The sequence below is a fragment of the Salinarchaeum laminariae genome (assembly GCF_023204835.1).
In the GTDB taxonomy this organism is placed as follows: domain Archaea; phylum Halobacteriota; class Halobacteria; order Halobacteriales; family Salinarchaeaceae; genus Salinarchaeum; species Salinarchaeum laminariae.
Window position 1 is genome coordinate 1,621,578 of sequence record NZ_CP096270.1, and the last position, 18,454, is coordinate 1,640,031.

Annotated in this window: 21 protein-coding genes and 2 tRNA genes; 12 read left to right on the forward strand and 11 right to left on the reverse strand. The window is 65.0% G+C overall.

The window, feature by feature from the left end:
- The first annotated feature begins 116 nt into the window (after positions 1–116).
- The 7 genes from MXF70_RS07500 to MXF70_RS07530 all read left to right on the forward strand — a co-directional run bounded on the left by MXF70_RS07500 (position 117) and on the right by MXF70_RS07530 (position 5,313).
- On the forward strand, positions 117–1,319 hold the full coding sequence (locus tag MXF70_RS07500) for a KaiC domain-containing protein (protein ID WP_248515006.1): 1,203 nt from the start codon (positions 117–119) through the stop codon (positions 1,317–1,319).
- Positions 1,320–1,588: 269 nt separating this feature from the next.
- Positions 1,589–2,293 (forward strand): RNase P subunit p30 family protein, encoded by a 705-nt coding sequence (locus tag MXF70_RS07505; protein WP_248515007.1) that lies wholly within the window; start codon positions 1,589–1,591, stop codon positions 2,291–2,293.
- On the forward strand, positions 2,277–2,909 hold the full coding sequence (locus MXF70_RS07510) for a class I SAM-dependent methyltransferase (protein WP_248515008.1): 633 nt from the start codon (positions 2,277–2,279) through the stop codon (positions 2,907–2,909). Before MXF70_RS07505 ends, MXF70_RS07510 begins: the two co-directional genes overlap by 17 nt.
- A gap of 37 nt (positions 2,910–2,946) precedes the next feature.
- Positions 2,947–3,477 carry an Rpp14/Pop5 family protein gene (locus MXF70_RS07515; RefSeq protein ID WP_248515009.1) on the forward strand — a complete coding sequence of 177 codons (531 nt, stop codon included), beginning with the start codon at positions 2,947–2,949 and terminating at the stop codon, positions 3,475–3,477.
- Positions 3,478–3,481: 4 nt separating this feature from the next.
- Positions 3,482–4,276: an archaeal proteasome endopeptidase complex subunit alpha gene (gene psmA, locus MXF70_RS07520; protein WP_248515010.1), complete on the forward strand. Its 795-nt coding sequence runs from the start codon at positions 3,482–3,484 to the stop codon at positions 4,274–4,276.
- A gap of 136 nt (positions 4,277–4,412) precedes the next feature.
- Positions 4,413–5,138, forward strand: a complete 726-nt coding sequence (locus MXF70_RS07525) for a ribosome assembly factor SBDS (protein WP_248515011.1) — start codon at positions 4,413–4,415, stop codon at positions 5,136–5,138.
- Between the two features lie 93 nt (positions 5,139–5,231).
- A tRNA-Ser gene (locus MXF70_RS07530) sits at positions 5,232–5,313 on the forward strand.
- Positions 5,314–5,946: 633 nt separating this feature from the next.
- On the opposite strand, the gene MXF70_RS07535 is transcribed toward MXF70_RS07530, so the two are convergent.
- Positions 5,947–6,019 (reverse strand) — tRNA-Pro (locus tag MXF70_RS07535).
- 100 nt (positions 6,020–6,119) lie between these two features.
- On the opposite strand from MXF70_RS07535, the gene MXF70_RS07540 reads away from it, so the two are divergent.
- The gene (locus tag MXF70_RS07540) at positions 6,120–6,536 is read left to right on the forward strand and encodes a DUF7522 family protein (protein ID WP_248515012.1); all 417 of its coding nucleotides are present in this window, start codon (positions 6,120–6,122) and stop codon (positions 6,534–6,536) included.
- 39 nt (positions 6,537–6,575) lie between these two features.
- Here MXF70_RS07540 and MXF70_RS07545 read toward each other — a convergent pair whose 3' ends face one another.
- On the reverse strand, positions 6,576–8,642 hold the full coding sequence (locus MXF70_RS07545; protein WP_248518370.1) for a DEAD/DEAH box helicase: 2,067 nt from the start codon (positions 8,640–8,642) through the stop codon (positions 6,576–6,578).
- A gap of 96 nt (positions 8,643–8,738) precedes the next feature.
- A complete protein-coding gene (locus MXF70_RS07550) occupies positions 8,739–9,140 on the reverse strand; it encodes a cupin domain-containing protein (protein ID WP_248515013.1) in 402 nt (133 codons plus the stop codon).
- Between the two features lie 170 nt (positions 9,141–9,310).
- On the opposite strand from MXF70_RS07550, the gene MXF70_RS07555 reads away from it, so the two are divergent.
- A complete protein-coding gene (locus MXF70_RS07555; protein WP_248515014.1) occupies positions 9,311–9,877 on the forward strand; it encodes a DUF555 domain-containing protein in 567 nt (188 codons plus the stop codon).
- Positions 9,878–10,045: 168 nt separating this feature from the next.
- Here MXF70_RS07555 and MXF70_RS07560 read toward each other — a convergent pair whose 3' ends face one another.
- Positions 10,046–10,282 (reverse strand): UPF0058 family protein, encoded by a 237-nt coding sequence (locus MXF70_RS07560; RefSeq protein WP_248515015.1) that lies wholly within the window; start codon positions 10,280–10,282, stop codon positions 10,046–10,048.
- A 162-nt stretch (positions 10,283–10,444) separates the two neighbouring features.
- On the opposite strand from MXF70_RS07560, the gene MXF70_RS07565 reads away from it, so the two are divergent.
- On the forward strand, positions 10,445–10,849 hold the full coding sequence (locus tag MXF70_RS07565) for a translation initiation factor IF-2 subunit beta (protein ID WP_248515016.1): 405 nt from the start codon (positions 10,445–10,447) through the stop codon (positions 10,847–10,849).
- Between the two features lie 130 nt (positions 10,850–10,979).
- Here the strand turns inward: MXF70_RS07565 and MXF70_RS07570 are convergent, their stop codons facing one another.
- The 3 genes from MXF70_RS07570 to MXF70_RS07580 all read right to left on the reverse strand — a co-directional run bounded on the left by MXF70_RS07570 (position 10,980) and on the right by MXF70_RS07580 (position 13,752).
- A complete protein-coding gene (locus tag MXF70_RS07570; RefSeq protein ID WP_248515017.1) occupies positions 10,980–11,162 on the reverse strand; it encodes a DUF7836 family putative zinc-binding protein in 183 nt (60 codons plus the stop codon).
- Between the two features lie 113 nt (positions 11,163–11,275).
- A complete protein-coding gene (locus MXF70_RS07575; protein ID WP_248515018.1) occupies positions 11,276–12,289 on the reverse strand; it encodes a transcription initiation factor IIB in 1,014 nt (337 codons plus the stop codon).
- Between the two features lie 350 nt (positions 12,290–12,639).
- A complete protein-coding gene (locus MXF70_RS07580; RefSeq protein WP_248515019.1) occupies positions 12,640–13,752 on the reverse strand; it encodes a guanosine monophosphate reductase in 1,113 nt (370 codons plus the stop codon).
- A gap of 786 nt (positions 13,753–14,538) precedes the next feature.
- Between MXF70_RS07580 and MXF70_RS07585 the strand changes: the two genes are divergently transcribed.
- Both MXF70_RS07585 and MXF70_RS07590 read left to right on the forward strand, forming a co-directional pair.
- Entirely contained in the window at positions 14,539–14,967 is a 429-nt protein-coding gene (locus tag MXF70_RS07585; protein ID WP_248515020.1) for a 30S ribosomal protein S12, read from the forward strand.
- A 2-nt stretch (positions 14,968–14,969) separates the two neighbouring features.
- Positions 14,970–15,542, forward strand: coding sequence for a 30S ribosomal protein S7 (locus MXF70_RS07590; protein WP_248515021.1), 573 nt, complete (start codon positions 14,970–14,972; stop codon positions 15,540–15,542).
- A 188-nt stretch (positions 15,543–15,730) separates the two neighbouring features.
- Here MXF70_RS07590 and MXF70_RS07595 read toward each other — a convergent pair whose 3' ends face one another.
- The 4 genes from MXF70_RS07595 to truA all read right to left on the reverse strand — a co-directional run bounded on the left by MXF70_RS07595 (position 15,731) and on the right by truA (position 18,422).
- A complete protein-coding gene (locus MXF70_RS07595; RefSeq protein WP_248515022.1) occupies positions 15,731–15,958 on the reverse strand; it encodes a DUF7860 family protein in 228 nt (75 codons plus the stop codon).
- A gap of 104 nt (positions 15,959–16,062) precedes the next feature.
- Entirely contained in the window at positions 16,063–16,776 is a 714-nt protein-coding gene (locus MXF70_RS07600; protein ID WP_248515023.1) for a hypothetical protein, read from the reverse strand.
- Between the two features lie 238 nt (positions 16,777–17,014).
- Positions 17,015–17,302, reverse strand: a complete 288-nt coding sequence (locus MXF70_RS07605; protein ID WP_259370424.1) for an SWIM zinc finger family protein — start codon at positions 17,300–17,302, stop codon at positions 17,015–17,017.
- Between the two features lie 217 nt (positions 17,303–17,519).
- On the reverse strand, positions 17,520–18,422 hold the full coding sequence (gene truA, locus MXF70_RS07610; protein ID WP_248515025.1) for a tRNA pseudouridine(38-40) synthase TruA: 903 nt from the start codon (positions 18,420–18,422) through the stop codon (positions 17,520–17,522).
- Positions 18,423–18,454 lie beyond the last annotated feature (32 nt).

Below are 18,454 nucleotides of genomic sequence, written 5' to 3' on the forward strand. Positions count from 1 at the left end.
AACAACGTTCATTTGTGGTCGGTTCGGATTAACTGTAGAGCGAGTCTCGTCCTCGTCACCATGATATCACCGCGTTCCACCGCATCGTGTCAGTCCTCCCATAGGGGTGTGCCCCGATGAGCGACGAGGACTGGTTCGAGCGAGCAGTCGGTGACGACGCCGACGAGTCGACCGAGGAATCCCCAGAGGACGACCCGTCGACGGAGGAATCTGCTGGCGAGGACTCAACCGACGATCCGACGGACAGATCGAAGGAGGACGGCGACGTGGCGGCCACGGGGCAGGCGAGTACGGCCGCCCCCAGCGAGATCGAGGAGGCCCTGCGCGACGTTACGGACGACGAGGGTGCCGATACCGGAGGAGAAACAGAACCGCAGGATGCACCGGGTATCGACGACGGCGTGTTCAGGCCGGAAGACATCGACCCGGACGCAGCCGAGGAGGAGACCGGCGGGCTCTTCGAGGACGATTTCACGGCCGCGCTCCAGGAGGCGGAGGACGAGGGGTTCGGCATGGGCGGCGGTGCCGATCCGACCGATCCCGAGTTCTCGATGGGAACCGACGCCGGCGGCGGATTCGGCGACGTCGGCGTCGAGGATCTCGACGGCGATCTCGACTCGGAAATCCCTCGCATCGACCTCGGCATCGAGGGGCTCGACGAGATGATACATGGCGGCGTTCCCGAACGCTCGTTGATGGTCGCGATCGGCTCGGCCGGGACCGGGAAGACGACGTTCGGCCACCAGTTCCTGCACGGTGGTCTCACGAACGGCGAGCGGGCGGTGTTCATCGCCCTCGAGGAGTCCCGAGAGCGCGTGATCCGCTCGGCGACGGAGAAGGGGTTCGACTACGACGAGTACGTGGAGGACGGCCAGCTCGCCGTCGTCGACATCGACCCCGTCGAGATGGCCAACAGTCTCCAGACGATCCGAAGCGAACTCCCGCGGCTCATCGACGAGTTCGGCGCCCAGCGGCTCGTCCTTGACTCCGTCTCCCTGCTCGAGATGATGTACGACCAGCGCGCCACCCGCCGGAACGAGATCTACGACTTCACCAAGAGCCTCAAAGAGGCCGGTATCACGACCATGCTGACCAGCGAGGCCAGCGAGGACACGCCCTACGCCTCCCGACACGGCATCGTCGAGTATCTCACCGACGCGGTCTTCATCCTCCAGTACGTTCGCCCGTCGGACTTCCGCGAGACGCGGATGGCGATCGAGATCCAGAAGATCCGGGACGCGAACCATTCCCGAGAGATGAAACCCTACGAGATCACTAGCGACGGAATCGAAGTGTTCCGGCAGGCGAATCTGTTCTAGGCCACCTTTTTTCGAGGAGGGTTTCCTCGCGAGCCGGAGGCTCGTGGTTCGAGAGAGCGAAGCTCTCTCGTCATCACGAAAGACGCGAAGCGTCTTTCGAACGACTGCGGGAACCCTCCTCGAAAAAATCTGGACCAAAAAAGGCCGTGCCTCACTCCGTTCGGCACGGTGAATCGCTCGCTCACTTCGTTCGCTCGCGAATGCTCCCGCACAGCACAGCCGCCACCCGCTCCGAAAGGCGGAAGGCCGGCGCCTGCGACCGCGGTGATATGTACGAGGCCGTCCACGCAGCGCCGGAGGGGGAGTCGACGGTCTCGCGTCTCGCGATCACTGCGAGGGAGTACGGCTACGATGGGATCGTCGTGCGTAATCACGGCGATCAGCGCGCCGAGTTCGACGCCGCCGCCGTCGCCGAGGAGACCGGCGTCGACGTGGTGAACGGCGTGGAGATCAGTGCGGAGGATCCTCAGCAGGCGAGTGGCTACCTCGGGAACTTCCGTCCCGATTACACGCTGCTTGTAGTTCACGGTGGCACTACGGAGCTGAATCGCTTCGCCGTCGAGCAGGAGAAAGTCGACGTGCTCGCCCATCCGATGGCAGGCGACGGCGATCTGAATCACGTGCTGGCGAACGCGGCTGCCGAGCACGGCGTTCGCATCGAGGTGAATCTTCGGCCTGTGCTGCGGGAGTCCGGTGGCACGCGGGTGCGTGCGATCAAGGACCTACGGAAGTGCTGGGAGCTGATCGAGGACGCCGACGCGCCGTTCGTGGTCTCCGCGGATCCACGATCCCACCTGCAGCTCCGCGGGGTCCGTGAGCTACGAGCCCTGGGCGAGGAGATCGGCCTACCGGGAGAGGCGATCGAATCGGGGCTCGCCGAATGGGGTCGGCTGGCCGAGCGCAACCGGGAGATCAACTCCGAGTCGTTCATTGAGCCGGGCGTCGAACTGGGACCATATGACCCAGAATCCTGAGGACCACGCGGCCCGCTTTACCGAGGTCGCCGAAGAGTACGACGACGATTCCAGCGAGGAGTATCTTGCCTGCGCCAGCGGCGTAATCGAAGCCGCGGCGCCAGAGCCCGACGACGTCGTGCTCGATCTCGGTGCGGGCACGGGAGCGATCGGTCTCGCTCTGGCAGAGGACGCTGGCCGCGTCGTACTGCGCGATCTCAGCGAGGGCATGCTCGATCAGGCTCGTGAGAAGATCGCCGACCGCGGCCTCTCGAACGTCGAGATCGGCGAGGGGTCCTTCCGCGAACCGAACTACGACGGCCCGGTGGACGTGATCGTCTCGAACTTCGCGCTCCATCACCTCTCCGACGAGGAGAAGCGAGAAGCGATCCGTATCTGGGCTGCCTACGAGCCCGAACGGATCGTCCTCGGCGACGTCATGTTCTTCGAGGAGCCAGATCCGAGCGTCTCCTTCTTCTCGCCCGACGTGGACGATCCCGCGACCGTCGGCACGCTCGTCGAGGCGTTCACGGACGAGGGGTACGCCGTCGCGGACGTCCAGCGCGTCCACGACCAGGTCGGCGTGATCGTCACTCATCGGATCGGCGAAGGCGACATCGTTCCGGGCGCCGAGTGAGCCGGGACCACTACTCTACAGATCCAGAAACTCCCCGATGAAACATCTCCCAAAACACCTCCAACCACGCTACCGGTATCTCGCGGTCGGCATCGAATCGTGGCCCGACGCCACGGTCGATCGTCGCGGGTTCCAGCGAGCGCTCTGGGACGAAACGCGAGCACTGCTCGGCGATCCAGGGAGCGCCGCCGTCGACCCATCCGTGTTGCAGTTCGATCGAGAGGGCTCAGTCGGGCGAGCGATCGTTCGCGTCCGGCGTGGAACTGTGGACCGCGCCCGCGCTGCACTGGCCTGTATCGACGCCATCGACGGCGACCCCGTCGGACTCCGAGTGCGGGGCGCGAGCGGGACCGTCCGTGCCTGTGAAGAAAAGTATTTAGGCGGGCCACCGGAACCATCTGAGGAGAGAACCGTCGTGTACCAACGCCAGGAGCGCACCGCGACCGCCCGCTCGCCGCGGGTGGACGTTCGGCAGGGCGACGCGTTCCTCGGCGTCACGGAGTTCGACTGCGAGACACCCAACCGCGACGCCGAAATCGGCGAGAATCACGAATCCGACCGCGATTAACACTATGCAGGGACAAGCCCAACAGCAGGCCTACGACCGCGGGATCACCATCTTCTCCCCGGACGGACGCCTCTACCAGGTCGAGTACGCGCGCGAGGCAGTTAAACGAGGCACCGCCAGCATCGGTATCCGCACCGAGGATGGCGTCGTGCTGGCGGTCGACAAGCGGATCCGCTCGCCGCTGATGGAACGCACCAGCGTCGAGAAGATCCATAAGGTCGACGACCACGTCGGCATCGCGTCCGCCGGCCACGTCGCCGACGCTCGACAGCTGATCGATTTCGCACGCCGACAGGCGCAGGTCAATCAGCTCCGCTACGGCGAGCCCATCGGCGTCGAGACGCTCACCAAGAACGTCACCGACCACATCCAGCAGTACACGCAGGTCGGCGGCGCCCGCCCCTTCGGCGTCGCCCTGATCGTTGGCGGCGTCGAGGACGGCGAACCCCGGCTCTACGAGACCGACCCCTCCGGGACCCCCTACGAGTGGAAGGCCCTCGCCGTCGGCGCGGACCGCGGCGAACTCCAGGAGTACCTCGAAGAGCATTACGAGGAGGCCGAGGACATCTCCGGTGGCGTCGAACTCGCGCTCAAGGCGCTGGGCTCGGTCAACGACGACGAGCTTCGCCCCGAGGGTATCGGGATGGCCACCGTCGACGTCGAGTCCGAGGAGTTCATCGAGCTGACCGACGACGAGATCGAGGAGTATCTCGAGGCCAACGATCTGCTCGGCCCCGAGGACGGCGAAGAGGAAGAGACGGACGCCGAGGACGCGGACGAAGACGCTGACGAGGAGTAACGAACGCACCTTTTTGCGGCGATCGGGGGTTCCGCTGTATTCTACTCGCTGGCGACCGACGGGACTCCCCGCTCGCGGCCGAATCGACGGGCATCTCCGGGAAAGGCATTTGCCCCGGGGGGTGTTACCGGGAGGTATGATATCCCTGGACGAGGCGGTGACGGCACGCCTGGAGTCCCACGGCACCCGCTTCGAGGTGCTGGTCGACCCCGACGCCGCGCTGGAGATCAAGCGTGGCGAGTTCGAGGGCGAACTCGAGGACGTGATCGCCGCCGAGGACGTGTTCGAGGACGCCGCAAGCGGCGATCGACCCGCGGAAGGCGATCTCGAAGAGGTCTTCGACACGACCGATCCCCTCGAGATCATCCCACAAGTCATTCGGGACGGCGAGATCCAGATCACCGCTGAGCAGCGCCGCGAGATGCAGGAACAGAAGTACAAACAGCTGGTCAACCGCATCACCCGGAACGCGGTCAACCCCCAGATGGACGACGCGCCGCATCCGCCCGAGCGCATCGAGAGCGCGCTCGAGGAGACCGACTTCCGAATCGACCCGATGGAGCCCGTCGAGCCCCAGGTCGAGGAAGCACTCGATGCACTGCGACCCGTCATCCCCATCCGTTTCGACGAGGTGACCGTCGCCGTGCAGGTCCCCGCCGATTACGCTGGCAGCGCACAGGCCCGCATCCGACAGTTCGGCGATCTCGACCGCGAAGAGTGGCAGCCCGACGGCTCCTGGGTCGGCGTCATCACGTTCCCCGCAGGGATGCAGGACGACTTCTACGACCTCGTCAACGAGCACACGAGCGGGGAGGCCGAGACCCGCATCGTCAACGACGAAGACGAGATCAGCACCCGGTAACGGAGACCGATCACTGCTGTCGACTCTTCACGATCATTCCGCCGACCAGAACGAAAGTCCTTAAGCGACGGACTGCGCTACATTCGCCTGCGGGCCAGGATGGCCGAATGGCAAGGCGCACGCCTGGAAAGCGTGTTCCCTTTCGGGATTCAGGGTTCAAATCCCTGTCCTGGCGTTTCTCGACGCACTCTGTGAGCGAGGAGCGATAGCGACGAGCGAACCTCGCGTCGAGAAACGACGTCATGGGATTTGAGCTTGCGAGTCGCAGCCCGGACCGGCCGAATGTAATGAGGCCGCATGCCCGGACCGTCTCGCGGTGTTCAAATCCCTGTCCTGGCGTTCTTCGCCGGACAACACGAACGAGGAGCGGCAGCGACGAGTGAGCTGTCCGGCGAAGACGGATTCGTAGGGATTTGTACCCTGGAAGTCGCAGCGTGCGAAGTGAGCGGAGCGAACGAGCTCGACCGTCTTCCTCTGGTTCAAATCCCTGTCCTGGCGTTTTGCGACCGACTGCACGAGTGCGGAGCGGGCGCGACCCGGGGCCGGTCTCAGCGAAATCGACCACCTGCTGAGTCTCCGTCCGTCGCCACCGGCACATTCGCTTCGCTCGCGTTCCGGTGGACTCATCTTCCGAGCTAGTACTCGCCGACGCTCTCGCCACCGTCGAGAAATGGGGCGCCCGGATTTGAATCGGTGGCAGACGGTCTGGGGTTGCTCGCTCCGCTGCGCTCTCAGGCTGGTCTTCCAGAATTCAAATCCGGCCGCTCGGCATCGATTTGCTCCTCGCGTCCGCTCGTCGCAGAATTGATGGGGCCGCCCGAATTTGAATCGGGGTTGCAGCGTCCCAAACGCTGAAGGATACCAAGCTACCCCACGGCCCCGCAACTGTCGTTCGAGCGACCGGCGGTAAAGGGTTTCGCTGGGCCGGAGGGTGTGTCATTGTCCCGCACAGTTTTGGTGGTCGCCTCTCTATGATATGCCATGGCACTTCGGGAGCGGTCCGAGCTGGTCGGGTTCGACGCCGACGAGGCGTGCCAGTACCTGCTCGAAGCCGTCGGTGAGGATCTGCTGGTCGTCGCGGAGTATACCCCGGGGGACTACCGCCTGCTGTACGTCGGCGAGGAGTTGGAATCGAAGTACGGATCGACCGATGCAGTCGTCGCGGCGGCGGACTCGATCCACGAGTATATCGACCTCGACTTCCGCGAGCGGGAGCTGTTTCTCGACCTGTATCCGACGCTGGAGGACGTGGACGGATTGATCACGATCGCTGACCAGCGATCAGTCGTCCGCGTCATCACGGCCGACGACGAAGGGCTCTACTTCTCGGTGCCACTGGACGTTTCGGCGACCGAACTGGTGCAGGACGTCATCGCGATCGTCGACCGAACTATCTGAGCATGCGCTGGACCGCTGCGATGGCCGACTGTGGTCGGGTCACTCCTCGTCTCCGAGCACGACGCGTGCCACGATCTCGTAGGGGTCCTCCTCGTGGCGGATCCCCTCGACGATCTGGAAGGCGTCGTCGGGCGAGAGGAAGTGCGACGTGACGGCCCGGCCGAGCGGGGTGGGTTCGAGCCCGTCGATAAACTCGTACTCGAGGCATTTGCCGAGAGCGTGCGTCGTCGGGACCTGGCCGACCATCCGGTCGTTGAGCCGCTTGGCGGCGGTGCCGCCAACGACGACGTTCGCGAGCGTCTCTTCGATGCCGGCCGCTCCGTCGTAGCGGGTGCGAACCGGCTCCATTTCGCCTTTCAGCAGCTGGAAGGCGACCTCGTCCTCGGTGCGCTCCTGTGAGTTGTGGTAGGCGCAGTCCGGTTCCACGAGCACGTAGACGCGGCCGCGGTCGTGGTAATCTGGCCGACCCGCCCGACCGAGCATCTGCTCGAACTCCTGAACGGTGAGCCACTCGATCCCCATGGCGAGGGAGTCGAAGATGACCTGTGATGCGGGGAAGTCGACACCGGCCGCGAGTGCGGCCGTGGTGACCACTGCGGAGAGCTCCTGATCCAGAAATCTGCGCTCCACGGATTTGCGCTGGCCGTAGTCGAGACCGGCGTGGTAGGGCGCCGCGCTATAGTCGAGTTTTCGGGAGATCTCGTGACACCGCCGCCGGGAGTTCGTGAAGATGATCGTCTGGCCGTGGTAGCCCTTCGAGGACTCGTGGTCGTACTCGCGTTTGACCAATGTGTTCGCGACGTCGGGTTTCTCGCGCCCGTCGGCGAACGTGAGGTGGCGCTCGATCGGGACGGGTCGTTCCTCGAACTCGACGAGCGAGGCGTCGAGCCCCGCCGCGAGTTCCTCGGGATTGCCCACTGTCGCCGAGAGATAGATCCACTGCGTTCCCTCGGACGGGTCCTGCGTGCCGCTGTCGGTGTCTCTTCCACTCCGACTGGCTGCCCGCTCCTCGCAGTAGTATTTCAGTCGCGAGATGAGGCCGTCGAGGCGGTGTCCACGCCCCTCCTCCGCGATCGTGTGCACCTCGTCGATGACGACCGTCCCGACGTCGCCGAGGTCCTTGCCCACGCGGAGCGAGTGATCGACGCCCTCGTAGGTGCCGACGATGACGTCCGCCGACGGGTCGAACGCCTCGCCGCTGTCGCGAACGCGGCTCCCGCCGACGCGGAGGGTGACGTCGAGGACGTCGCCGTAGGCGTCCTGGAAATCCTCGTAGGTCTGGTTGGCGAGCGCGACGAGCGGCACGAGAAAGAGGAGCTTCCCCTCGCCACGCAGGGCGCGATCGATGCCGGCGAGTTCGCCGACGAGCGTCTTGCCCGTCGCCGTCGCGCTGACGACGAGCTGGTCCTGGTCGTCGAGGAGGCCGGCGTGGACCGCGCGGCTCTGGACGGGAAGCAACTCGTCGTACTTGCCGTCGAGATACGTCTGAAGCTGCGGATGGACGTCGAGATTCGCGACCGCGACTGGATCCACGGCGCTCACCGTGGCGTCCATCTCGTCGACCTTCGTGAGGTCCGGATCGAGCTGTCCCTTGAGGAGGTCGGTGATCCGGTCGAGGTCTCGTACTTCGAGGAGCAGCTCCTCGAGGCGTTTCCGGGCTGCGCCGGTCATCGAACCCTGATGGCGAAGCTCGCGTTCGAGCTCTCCTTTCGCACAGCTCTGACAGATCGTGTCGTCGCCGTGACTGATCGCAGTCTCCTCCGTAATCGGTGAGTAGCGGCCCGCGTTCGCACAGAGTCGACAGGTCCTGACGGTCGTCCCTTCGAGTTGATACCCACCGAGACACTCGCGAATCCGCTCTCGGTCGCCGCGGCTCGTCTGCTCGGAGATGCGGATCCGATCGGCGCGTCGCGCGATCTCGACGAACTCGGTGGGGTCCCGCAGGTCCTCCTGGGCGCCCTTGAGCACGCGGAAGCGCCCGGGCCGGGCCCCGGCGTCGGTCGCCTTGAGTTCGAGCTTCGCGCGAAAGAGTCGGTCGCCGTCGCGGTAGGGCGCGACGAGAATATCGTCGCCGCTCCCGTGGAGGAACAGCGTTCCGACCCGCATCGCCTGTGCTGGCACGGCGATCGGTAGGCAGTGAGAGGCCAAGAGTGGTTCGTCTCGCGATACGACGACGGGCCCGTACCGAGCTACTGATCTGCCCTACTCCACCAGCTCGATCGCGTCATCGCCGTTTGGGACGCCACAGAGGAAGGCGGCCGTAGCGTCGCCGTCGTTGCGGTACCAGTGGACCGTCCCGGCTGGGATTAGCAGGCCATCCCCGGGCCGGATCCGATGCTCCCCGGCAGCGAGGTCCTCGTCGGTGCCGCCTTCGGTCCCCTCGATCCCCACGACGTACTCGCCGGCGAGGACGTACTGGACGTGCTCGACCTCGTTGGTGTGCCGCGGGACGCTGGCGCCGGGATCGAGAGTGAACCGACGGAGTGCGAACGTCGGCGCGCCGTCGGTTTCGTCGATCAGGACGCCCTTTTCGAGCCCGTCGGCCGCGTCGACTGCTTCGTACTCGACCGCCTCGCGATCGTGGATCACTGGCTGGGCAGGCATACCGTCCAATCGGAGGGCGGGCCCCAAGTAGCTCCCGCCCGTGAGCGTCGTGGCGCCCGCCAATCGATATCACGACGTCCGCACGCAAACGGTTCTCGTGCCCGTTTCGAGCCGTTTCACGGCGTCCGTGCCAACCTTGATACTCGTGGACAGCCAACGTGGTCGTAGCCATGGACTGCAGGGTCGTCGTCGAAGCCGCCGTGCCGGTGTACGACGTCGAGACGGCCGACGAGGCGGTGCGGATCGCCATCTCGAAGACTGGCGAGATGCTCAATCCCGACCTCAACTACGTCGAAATCGACATGGGCGAGCGATCCTGCCCCCACTGCGACCACGCGCTCGAGACGGCCTTCATCGCTGCCGACGAGGGCCTCGTCGCGCTCGAACTCGAGATGACGGTGTTCAACGTCGAACGCGAGGAGCACGCCTCCCGAATTGCGCGCAAGGAGATCGGCCAGCGTCTCGAGAATATCCCCCTGGAGGTGCTCGAAGTGGAGATCATCGAGGACGAGGACGACGCCGCTGAGGCGGACGCCGACGATCAGGACTCTCACGAACAGGACGCGACGGAGCAAGACCAGGGAGGCGATGCGGAACCGTCGGAGACTGACGACAGCCGAGCCGGTGACACCGGCGATGTAGATCGTGCGGAGGCCTCCGATGGAACTGGTGAACCCGACGAGCCCGAGGATTCAGACGAGGAGGTTCTCCCGGAGTTCGAGGATCTGATCGAGTGATTGGCTGTCTGTATATGTGTGATCGTCGCCGAACGCGTGAGCTGCTGCTATCGCTTGGCTATCAGTGATCGACGCGATGGGACGACGTCGAAACGGGTAGTGACTGGGCTGTTGCCACCCAGTACAGACTGCGCGGAGATGAAAAAACCGCAAACAACGAGTCGTCGATCAGTCGGCAGCGGCGGGGACGCGCTCCTCCACGTCCTCGTCCATGTCGTTGGTGATGCCTCGAGCCAGTGCGAAGACGGCCGTCTTGTGGTCCGTCTTCGATTTGTGGATCGATGTCGGGCGAACCCCCATCTCCTCGTAGGTGGAGAGGTCGAGCTCGCTACCGAAGTGTGCTTCTACGTCGGTGGATACCTCCGCGAGAAGGCCGTGGAGGTGGATGAGCTCCTGCTTCTTCATGAGCACGTGTTGCTAGAGACTGGAGGGTTATATTATTATCTTGAGGAAAGTTACCATGGTCCGTGCGAGTGCGACCCGTATGGAACCGTGATGGTTTAGCTGATTCCTGCGGCGATTCTCGGGAGCTGAACTCTTTTTAGGGTGTGCCTGTACACGTCGAGTATGGAGTACGAGGACAAACTCGACCGAGCACTCGAGGAGACGCCCGACATCGGCGACGAGTCCGCGCGACTCTCGATTCCCGATCCGGAGGTGCGCCAGGAGGGAAACGTCACGGTCTACGAGAACTTTCAGGATACAGTGACCACGCTCTCGCGTGATCCCGAACACGTTCTAAAGCATCTCCAGAACGAGGTCGGCACGAGCGCCCACATCGACGAGAGCGGGCGCGCCCGGCTCACCGGCTCCTTCTCTGAGCGTCGGGTCTCTGACGCCCTCGATGCCTACACCGAGGAGTTCGTCACCTGTTCGGAGTGTGGTCTTCCCGACACGCGCCTCGAGAAGGAGAAGGGTACCGTTGTCGTCCGCTGTGAGGCCTGCGGCGCACTCTCGCCGACGAGCTCCTGAGCGGGCGCACAGAAACGCTGCGAGTCAGCGGACAGAGTTGTGAGCGGATGTGGAGGTGGGCTCTCACTCAGCCACTCACTCACTCTTTCTCTCGAACACGTCCGTTCGCTCTGCTAGGGAGTTTCGATCGTCACGCGCCGAGTGACTTCATCGTCTCGAGGTCGCGGTCTGTCCGTGCGAACTCCGCAAGCCGTCGAGAGTTGTGACAGTTCGGACAGTGAAACACTGAGTCGTGAGCCGGCAGTCCGGTGGGCGTCGACTCCCACTCTTTGGAACACTCGGGGCACAACAGTCGAACGTACGCTTCGTTCATCGCGTGAAAGCCACGTGGGATACCGGGAAAAGTCTTGAGGGTGAATACCACGGTGTGGGGTCTCAGAGAGATCGAGACTGTACAGAAATGGACTGCGACGAGCGAAACCGTCCTCAGGCGGGTGCGGGAGAGCCGTCGTCGCCCTCTGCGGCCTCGAGCAGTTCCTTGTAGCGGTTCCGGATCGTCACTTCCGAGATGTCGGCGACGTCGCTGACCTCGTTCTGCGTGACCTTCTCGTTGGTGAGGAGGGATGCGGCGTAGACTGCCGCGGCAGCGAGGCCGACGGGTGACTTCCCGCTGTGGACGCCGACGTCCTGGGCGCGGTCGAGCAGCTGGCGTGCGCGCCGTTCGACCTCCTCGGAGAGGCCGAGATCGGAGACGAACCGGGGAACGTACTGCTTGGGGTCGGCGGGCTGGACTTCGAGGCCGAGCTCGCGGACCACGTAGCGGTACGTCCGGGTGAGCTCCATCTTGTCGACGCGGGAGACTTCCTCCAGCTCGTCGAGGCTGCGCGGCGTGCCGGCCTGTCGCGCGGAGGCGTACAGGCTGGCCGTCGCGACGCCCTCGATCGAGCGACCGGGGAGCAGGTCCTCTTCGAGCGCGCGCCGATAGATGACGCTGGCCGTCTCGCGAACGTTCTCGGGGAGCCCGAGCGCGCTCGCCATCCGGTCGATCTCGCCGAGTGCCTGCTTGAGGTTCCGCTCCTTGGAGTCACGCGTGCGGAATCGCTCGTTCCAGGTGCGCAGGCGCTGCATCTTCTCTCGCTGCCGGCTCGATAGCTGCCGGCCGTAAGCGTCCTTGTCCTGCCAGCCGATGTTGGTCGAGAGCCCCTCGTCGTGCATCATCTTCGTCGTCGGTGCACCGACGCGGGATTTTTCGTCTTTCTCGCGAGAGTCGAAGGCTCGCCACTCGGGACCGCGATCGATCTCGTCGCTCTCGACGACGAGGCCACAGTCTTCACAGACTGTTTCGCCGTGCTCTTCGTCGTTCCGGAGTGCGCCGCCACACTCGGGACACTGTACTTCCTCGTCGATCTCTTCGGTCTCCTGCTCGCTCTCCGACTCCGAACGTTCACTCCTCTGTTCGTCTCGCTGCGCTGTCCGGGTGCGAATGTCTTCCTCGGTCATGATGGTTGGATCGGGGGAAACGGGGGAAGAAATGGATCCCGCGGAGCCCTGATCACTTAACCGTACGTTAGGTAGAAAGCCTTATAAATGTTTCGCCGAGGTATATAAGGAAATGGTGTGAAACGGTCCCACAGACATCAGTGTTACCACAGATGTGCGTGACTCGGTCACACGCATACGGATAAATTGTGGGGTCCGGTGTACGGTCGTGCCCATTCTATCAGGTCAGAATGGGCATCCCTCGCCGCAAATCGGTGGCCGTAGCTGCCACGCAGTGCTCTATCGTATCTCTCGGCGTTTCTTTTCCGGTCGTTGGATCTCTAGAGCCCCACTGGTTGTGGCGGTCCAACTCAGTCGTCGTCGCCAGGCTGTCCCGCCGAGTCGACGGACACTGACTCCCACTCGTGGTCGCCGTGTGCGCCCTCTCGTTCCTTCGCGCTGCCAGCGACGGCGACGAACTCGGCGGTGGCGCGCGCTGACTCGATCGTCGCACCGCCACAGTAGGAGAGCCCCGAGCGAATGCCACCAGCGAACTCCTCGACGACGTCCTCGACTGCCCCCGTGTACGGCGTGAATCCTTCGACGCCCTCGTCCGCCGCCGGAAGATGGCTATCCACCTCGTCAGATTTGTCCTCGCGGTCCTCCGCAGCGGCGGTGGTCGCCATTCCGCGGGAGCGTTTGTACCGAACTCCGTCGATCAACACCACCTCGCTGGGCGCTTCGGCCGTTCCGGCGAAGAGGCTACCCATCATGACGGTATCCGCGCCGGCCATCAGCGCCTTCACTGCGTCACCGGAGGAGCGAATGCCACCGTCGGCGACGAGTCGAACGTCGCCACCGGAGACCGTCTCGATCCTCGCCGCCGCGTCGGCGCAGTCGTCGACGGCAGTGAGCTGTGGCACGCCGGCACCCGCAACCACGCGCGTCGTACAGTGTGAGCCCGGCCCGATTCCGACCTTCACCGCGTCCGCACCAGCAGCCGCGAGGTCCCGAACACCCTCCGCCGTCGCGACGTTGCCGGCGACGATCTCTGCGTCGGGGAAAGCTCCGCGGAGGTCCGCAACTGCGTCCAGACACCGCTCGAGATGTCCGTGCGCGACGTCGACGACGAGACAGGCCGCGCCCGCGTCGAGGACCGCCTCCGCGCGAGCCAGATACGCCTCGTCGATGCCGATCGCCGCGCCACAGCGTTCGCCCGCGTCCGTGACCGACTGGACCTCCGCAGCCTGCGTCTCGGCGTCTACGAACCGGTGGATCGTGCCGAAGCCGCCAGCCGACGAGAGCGCGATCGCGAGGCCTGACTCCGTGACCGTGTCCATCGGTGCCGAGAGCAGCGGGCTCTCGAGCTCGATCGCGTCCGTGAGATGAGTCGTGAGATCCACGTCGCTCCGGCTGTTGACCGGCGAGCGCTGCGGCACGAGCAGGGCGTCCCCGTAGGACAGCCCCGTTCTGACGTCGTCCATGCCCTAGGAAAGGTGGCGTTCGACGGGCAAAACGGTGCTGGTGAATAGGGGGTAGGTGGCGTTGGAAGCAGGGCAGCTACGACGACCTCCCACGGAAGCCCCCTCCCGCTCGTCGGTTTACGCTCGCTGTGCTCCTCGCCTCGCTGGCGCTCGGCTCCGGTGGCCGGAGGTTTCCTCCGGCACTTGACGAGTGGTTCGAGAGAGCAAAGCTCTCTCGTCATCACGAAAATCGAAGATTTTCGGGCGACTTCGCTCGTCATCGCTTGCGTCGCCTACACCGACGACCGGTCGGCCCCTTCCGAAGTCCCACACTGGGGTTTTTCCACCGATCGCGAAACCTCGTTGGGGCCCTTGGCGCGCGCTGCGCGATGGCCGCGAGCCCCATGCGGGCGAGCGGCCACTCGCCGACACCGTGCGAGGGCCGAGCACCGCAGCGCGAGCGAGGAGCGCAGAAGGCTGGGGAGGAGTGAGGCTGTTTGGGTGGGCTACGAAAGGGGCCGATCGCTCGGCGTGCGTCACGAAGTAAGCACCGCAGCCGAGCGGAGCGAGGCGAGGAGCGCAACGAGTGAGGTGCGTCGAGCGATCGGGGGCTTTCGGAGGCGTCGGCAGACGATCTACCCCTGAAATGCTACCCAAATCCACCCCTCCCTCACGCCCACACAGTCACGTTCAGCACCAAAGCGGCGCTGAGATCGCTCGAACGGTGCCGCTCGCGCTCGCTCGAGCCGTTTCGGGGCGATCCGAAGGGGAACCCTTACGTGCCTCGGTGGGATAGCCGGGTGTACTATGGCGAACGGCAAATACGCGGGGCGCAAGCTCCAGAAGGACCGCCAGAAGCACCGGTGGTCCGACTCGGAGTACGCCCGACGCGAGCGGGGACTCAAGGAGAAATCCGACCCGCTCGAGGGCGCACCCCAGGCACGAGGCATCGTACTCGAAAAGATCGGCATCGAGGCCAAGCAGCCCAACTCTGCAGTCCGGAAATGTGTCCGGGTCCAGCTGATCAAGAACGGCAAGCAGGTCTCTGCCTTCTGTCCCGGTGACGGCGCTATCTCCTTCATCGACGAGCACGACGAGGTCACCATCGCGGGGATCGGCGGTGCGAAGGGTCGTGCGATGGGGGACATCTCCGGCGTGAACTACAAGGTCGAGAAGGTCAACGGCGTGGCCATGCTCGAACTCGTCCGCGGGAACGCGGAGAAGCCGGTGCGATAACGATGAGTGAAGCAGCATCCCAGCCGCTCCTGTTCGGCGAGTACGAGATCGAGGGCATCGAGTACTCCGACCCGAGCACGGAACGGTACATCTCGGTGACGCCCGTCGCCCACAGCATGGGCCGCCACGCGGACAAGCAGTTCGCCAAGAGCGAGATCTCCATCGTCGAGCGGCTGATCAACCGGCTGATGCAGACCGAGGAGAACACGGGCAAGAAGCAGCAGGCGACCAAGATCGTCCGCGAGGCGTTCTCCGAGATCGACGAGCGCGTCGACGAGAACCCGATTCAGGTCCTCGTCGAGGCCGTCGAGAACGCTGCGCCCCGCGAGGAGACCGTCCGCCTGAAATACGGTGGCATCTCCGTCCCGAAGGCAGTCGACGTCGCACCCCAGCGCCGCGTCGACACCGCTCTCGAACTGCTCGCCCAGGGGACCTACAACGCGTCGTTCAAGTCCCCGGTCGACGTCGAGGAGGCGCTCGCCGACCAGCTGCTCGGCGCAGCCAACGACGACGTGGACACCTACGCGGTGAACCAGAAGGAAGAGAAGGAACGCGTCGCCGCCGCAGCGCGGTAACGCCGTTCGCTCTGCGATTTTTCGTTTCCACTCTCCGTCCGACGGTCAGCAGCGGCACTCGTCGGCGTTCCTCCGCTCCGGCGCAAGGTGGCAGGTGGTCGCCCGCGACGCGGTCGAGGTACCCTTCGGGCACTCACACAGACGCCTAGAAGACGTTCAGTTCTCCAGCCGGTCCTTTCTGGCGGCTCTCAGTCAACCAGCGGCAGGAAGATCCCGAAGACGAACGGCGAGATGAGGCCGATCAGGACGCCGAGCACCACCATGTCGAAAAAGAGGGTCGCCTCCCAGCCGGGGAGCGATCCAAACAATACGTGGCCGATGATCTCTCCGAGTGCGCCCAGAATGAACAGCGAGGCGCCGAGGAGGAAGCCGCCTTTCGCCAACGTCGGGTAGTCGAACTGGCTCGATCCGTGCATGCTCGCGAGTTTCACGTCGGGCGACCTAACGATTTCGAACCGTGACACGCGACCGGTTATCGGTCGGCGCCGAGCTCGTCGTCCCCCACGCCGCACTCCTCGTCTCACTCCACGTCGGGTTCGTCGTCCGATCGGGCCCGTTCGATCGCGGCGAAGTAGGGAACCATCACGTCCGTGGCCTCCGTCCACCGGCGACAGTCGTGTAGCTCGACCCCGAGAAGATATCGCGTCGCCTCGGGACCGGCACCATCGGTACCGTGCCGTGGTTTGTGAGGGTAGGACGGATCCCGTAGCACCGCCCTGAGCTCCAGTTGCTGAGCGCGAAGGTGTGGCGTCCAGTAGTCACCGCCGGTCTTGTGTTTGCGCCATCCCGCCGTCGTGAGCGTGGCGTACTCGGCATCGATCCCGAGTCGTGCAGCCCGCTCGGAGAGCGCAGACTCGACGGCGCTCCAGTCGGCAGCCGCGAGCGCCTCCTGATCGATTTCGCCCTCGGCGTCCCCTCCGCGGCGGTGGCGATCCTCGACGGCGTCCTTGGCCCAGAGGGCGTCGACGTAGGCCGTCGCAGCCTGTCGAACCGTCCCGGCGTCGAGATGCCTGAACTGGAAGCTGTCGACCGCCGCGAACGCTTCGATTGCGGCGGATCGCTGGCGGTCGTCGTGTCGTTTGAACCCCTCACACAGGCGGGTCGCGACCGTTTCTGGCTCCGTCAGTCGGTCGACCGATGTGACCGCAGCAGCGTCTGGACAGCAATTCGCTGTTGCGTCGGATGCATCGTCGCCGCCAAGCAGCTCCGCCGTGCCGGTGGCCTCGAATGCCACGGTATGGTCGTCGTTCTGCACGTCTTCGTACGGGTATCCCACTCCTACTCGAATAACTCATATTACGACGTAGATGGGGTTTGCGACCAGCTGGATTCGAATACTGTCGAGTAGCTACGTATACCCACGCGGCCCTCCCTCGACGTGCTCGGGCCGTAGACACCGGTCACGGCCGAGTACGATCTGCGTATCGGACGGAAATCCCAACCTAGGGCCAGAAAACCCCGTCGAGCGGGTGTCAGATGAAGTCCCGGACCTCGGAGTAGTACATGTCCTGGTGCTCCACGGCGCCGACGGACCGGGCGATCTCCGCGGCGAGCGCGTGCCAGCACATCGCAGTAGGATCCTCCGGGTCGAGGTTGTACGTCGCGTCCTTGCAGGTGCAGGCGCCGTCCTCGATGACGTACTCGTCGCTGTTTCCGACGACGACGGTGAAATCCTCGTACCCCTTGACGCGCCCCTCGCCGACGGCGTCGATCGCCCGGCTGCCCCGGTCGCCGTGGGCCGCGAGGATGTCCTCGACGATATCTGGGGTGAGATCGCCCTCGGCTTCGAGACGCGAGCGCCACTGGGGGCCCTCACGGTCGCCCGCGTCGCCGTCGGTTGCGCCCGACGATCGGCCGTCGGAGTCCCGCGGCTCGTCGCTCACGGAACTCCCTCCGACCTGATCCTCGATGCCCCCTCGAACACGATCCAAAATAGGATCGGCCGGGACTAAACTCGTTGGGGTAGACGGGGCCGCGCTACTCGACTTGCTCCTCGCCCTCGTGGCTCCGTTCCCCGCCGGATGCGATCCCTTCGCTGACCTGCTCGATCGTGCGCGCTCGCGTCGCCGCTCGGACGCTGCGCTCGGCCAGCGCAGCGCGCGCATCGGTCGCCGCCGTTTCGTCGACGACGAACTCCAGATCTGGATACGCCACGTCCGCCAGCACCAGCGGTTCGGCAGCGGCGGTTGGCACGCCGTCGGTCACGGGATCGCTCGATCCGTCGAGCACAGCATCGACGAAGGACGGCGGACGCTCGCCCGTTGCGACGATCCGCACCAGCGACGCGATTCTGCGCACGAGGTGGCGCGGGAATCCTCCGGCGGACACCCCGAGCACGAGATACGGCTCTGCTCGCTCGAACTCCGTCGCCAGCGTCCGAACGGTCCCCGAATCGTCGGTCGTCAGCGCGGCGAAATCGTGCTCGCCGGCGATCCGACCGAGCGCCTCGCTCGCGAGCTCCGGGTTCGCGTCGGGCGCGTAGAGCTGGTAGACGTATCGGCGACGAATTGCGTCGTGGGTCGCGTGAAAATCACCGCTCGCGCCCGCCCCGTCGTTGGTATCGGCCGACTTCGGGACGTCCGCGTGCGCCCACGCGTGGATCGACTCGGGCAGTTCGCCGTTGAGCGCTCGCGGCGTCAGCCACTCCGGCGCCTCGAAGGCGACCGTCTGGGCGAGTGCGGAGACGCCGGCGTCGGTGCGACCAGCGGCAGCGTATCCGGGCGGAATCGGCCGAACTCCTCTCCCCGGGTCGGCGTTCGGGTCGAGCACGTCGAGCGTCTCCAGCGCGTCGAGTAGCGCGTCCTCGACGGTTGGCACGTCGAGCTGGCGCTGGAACCCGTAGAACGGCCGGCCGTCGTAGGCGATTCGGAATGCGCGCACTGGCTGCCATTCCGCCCGCGAGCACAAATGTC

Bases quoted from the DNA above. Each gene is read 5' to 3' on its own strand.
- MXF70_RS07525 (WP_248515011.1), top strand. From the start codon at position 4,413: ATGATATCCCTGGACGAGGCGGTGACGGCACGCCTGGAGTCCCACGGC.
- MXF70_RS07570 (WP_248515017.1), bottom strand. From the start codon at position 11,162: ATGAACGAAGCGTACGTTCGACTGTTGTGCCCCGAGTGTTCCAAAGAG.
- MXF70_RS07585 (WP_248515020.1), top strand. From the start codon at position 14,539: ATGGCGAACGGCAAATACGCGGGGCGCAAGCTCCAGAAGGACCGCCAG.
- MXF70_RS07505 (WP_248515007.1), top strand. From the start codon at position 1,589: ATGTACGAGGCCGTCCACGCAGCGCCGGAGGGGGAGTCGACGGTCTCG.
- MXF70_RS07555 (WP_248515014.1), top strand. From the start codon at position 9,311: ATGGACTGCAGGGTCGTCGTCGAAGCCGCCGTGCCGGTGTACGACGTC.
- MXF70_RS07560 (WP_248515015.1), bottom strand. From the start codon at position 10,282: ATGAAGAAGCAGGAGCTCATCCACCTCCACGGCCTTCTCGCGGAGGTA.
- MXF70_RS07515 (WP_248515009.1), top strand. From the start codon at position 2,947: ATGAAACATCTCCCAAAACACCTCCAACCACGCTACCGGTATCTCGCG.
- MXF70_RS07590 (WP_248515021.1), top strand. From the start codon at position 14,970: ATGAGTGAAGCAGCATCCCAGCCGCTCCTGTTCGGCGAGTACGAGATC.
- MXF70_RS07510 (WP_248515008.1), top strand. From the start codon at position 2,277: ATGACCCAGAATCCTGAGGACCACGCGGCCCGCTTTACCGAGGTCGCC.
- MXF70_RS07565 (WP_248515016.1), top strand. From the start codon at position 10,445: ATGGAGTACGAGGACAAACTCGACCGAGCACTCGAGGAGACGCCCGAC.
- MXF70_RS07575 (WP_248515018.1), bottom strand. From the start codon at position 12,289: ATGACCGAGGAAGACATTCGCACCCGGACAGCGCAGCGAGACGAACAG.
- psmA (WP_248515010.1), top strand. From the start codon at position 3,482: ATGCAGGGACAAGCCCAACAGCAGGCCTACGACCGCGGGATCACCATC.
- MXF70_RS07580 (WP_248515019.1), bottom strand. From the start codon at position 13,752: ATGGACGACGTCAGAACGGGGCTGTCCTACGGGGACGCCCTGCTCGTG.
- MXF70_RS07550 (WP_248515013.1), bottom strand. From the start codon at position 9,140: ATGCCTGCCCAGCCAGTGATCCACGATCGCGAGGCGGTCGAGTACGAA.
- MXF70_RS07595 (WP_248515022.1), bottom strand. From the start codon at position 15,958: ATGCACGGATCGAGCCAGTTCGACTACCCGACGTTGGCGAAAGGCGGC.
- MXF70_RS07545 (WP_248518370.1), bottom strand. From the start codon at position 8,642: ATGCGGGTCGGAACGCTGTTCCTCCACGGGAGCGGCGACGATATTCTC.
- MXF70_RS07540 (WP_248515012.1), top strand. From the start codon at position 6,120: ATGGCACTTCGGGAGCGGTCCGAGCTGGTCGGGTTCGACGCCGACGAG.
- MXF70_RS07500 (WP_248515006.1), top strand. From the start codon at position 117: ATGAGCGACGAGGACTGGTTCGAGCGAGCAGTCGGTGACGACGCCGAC.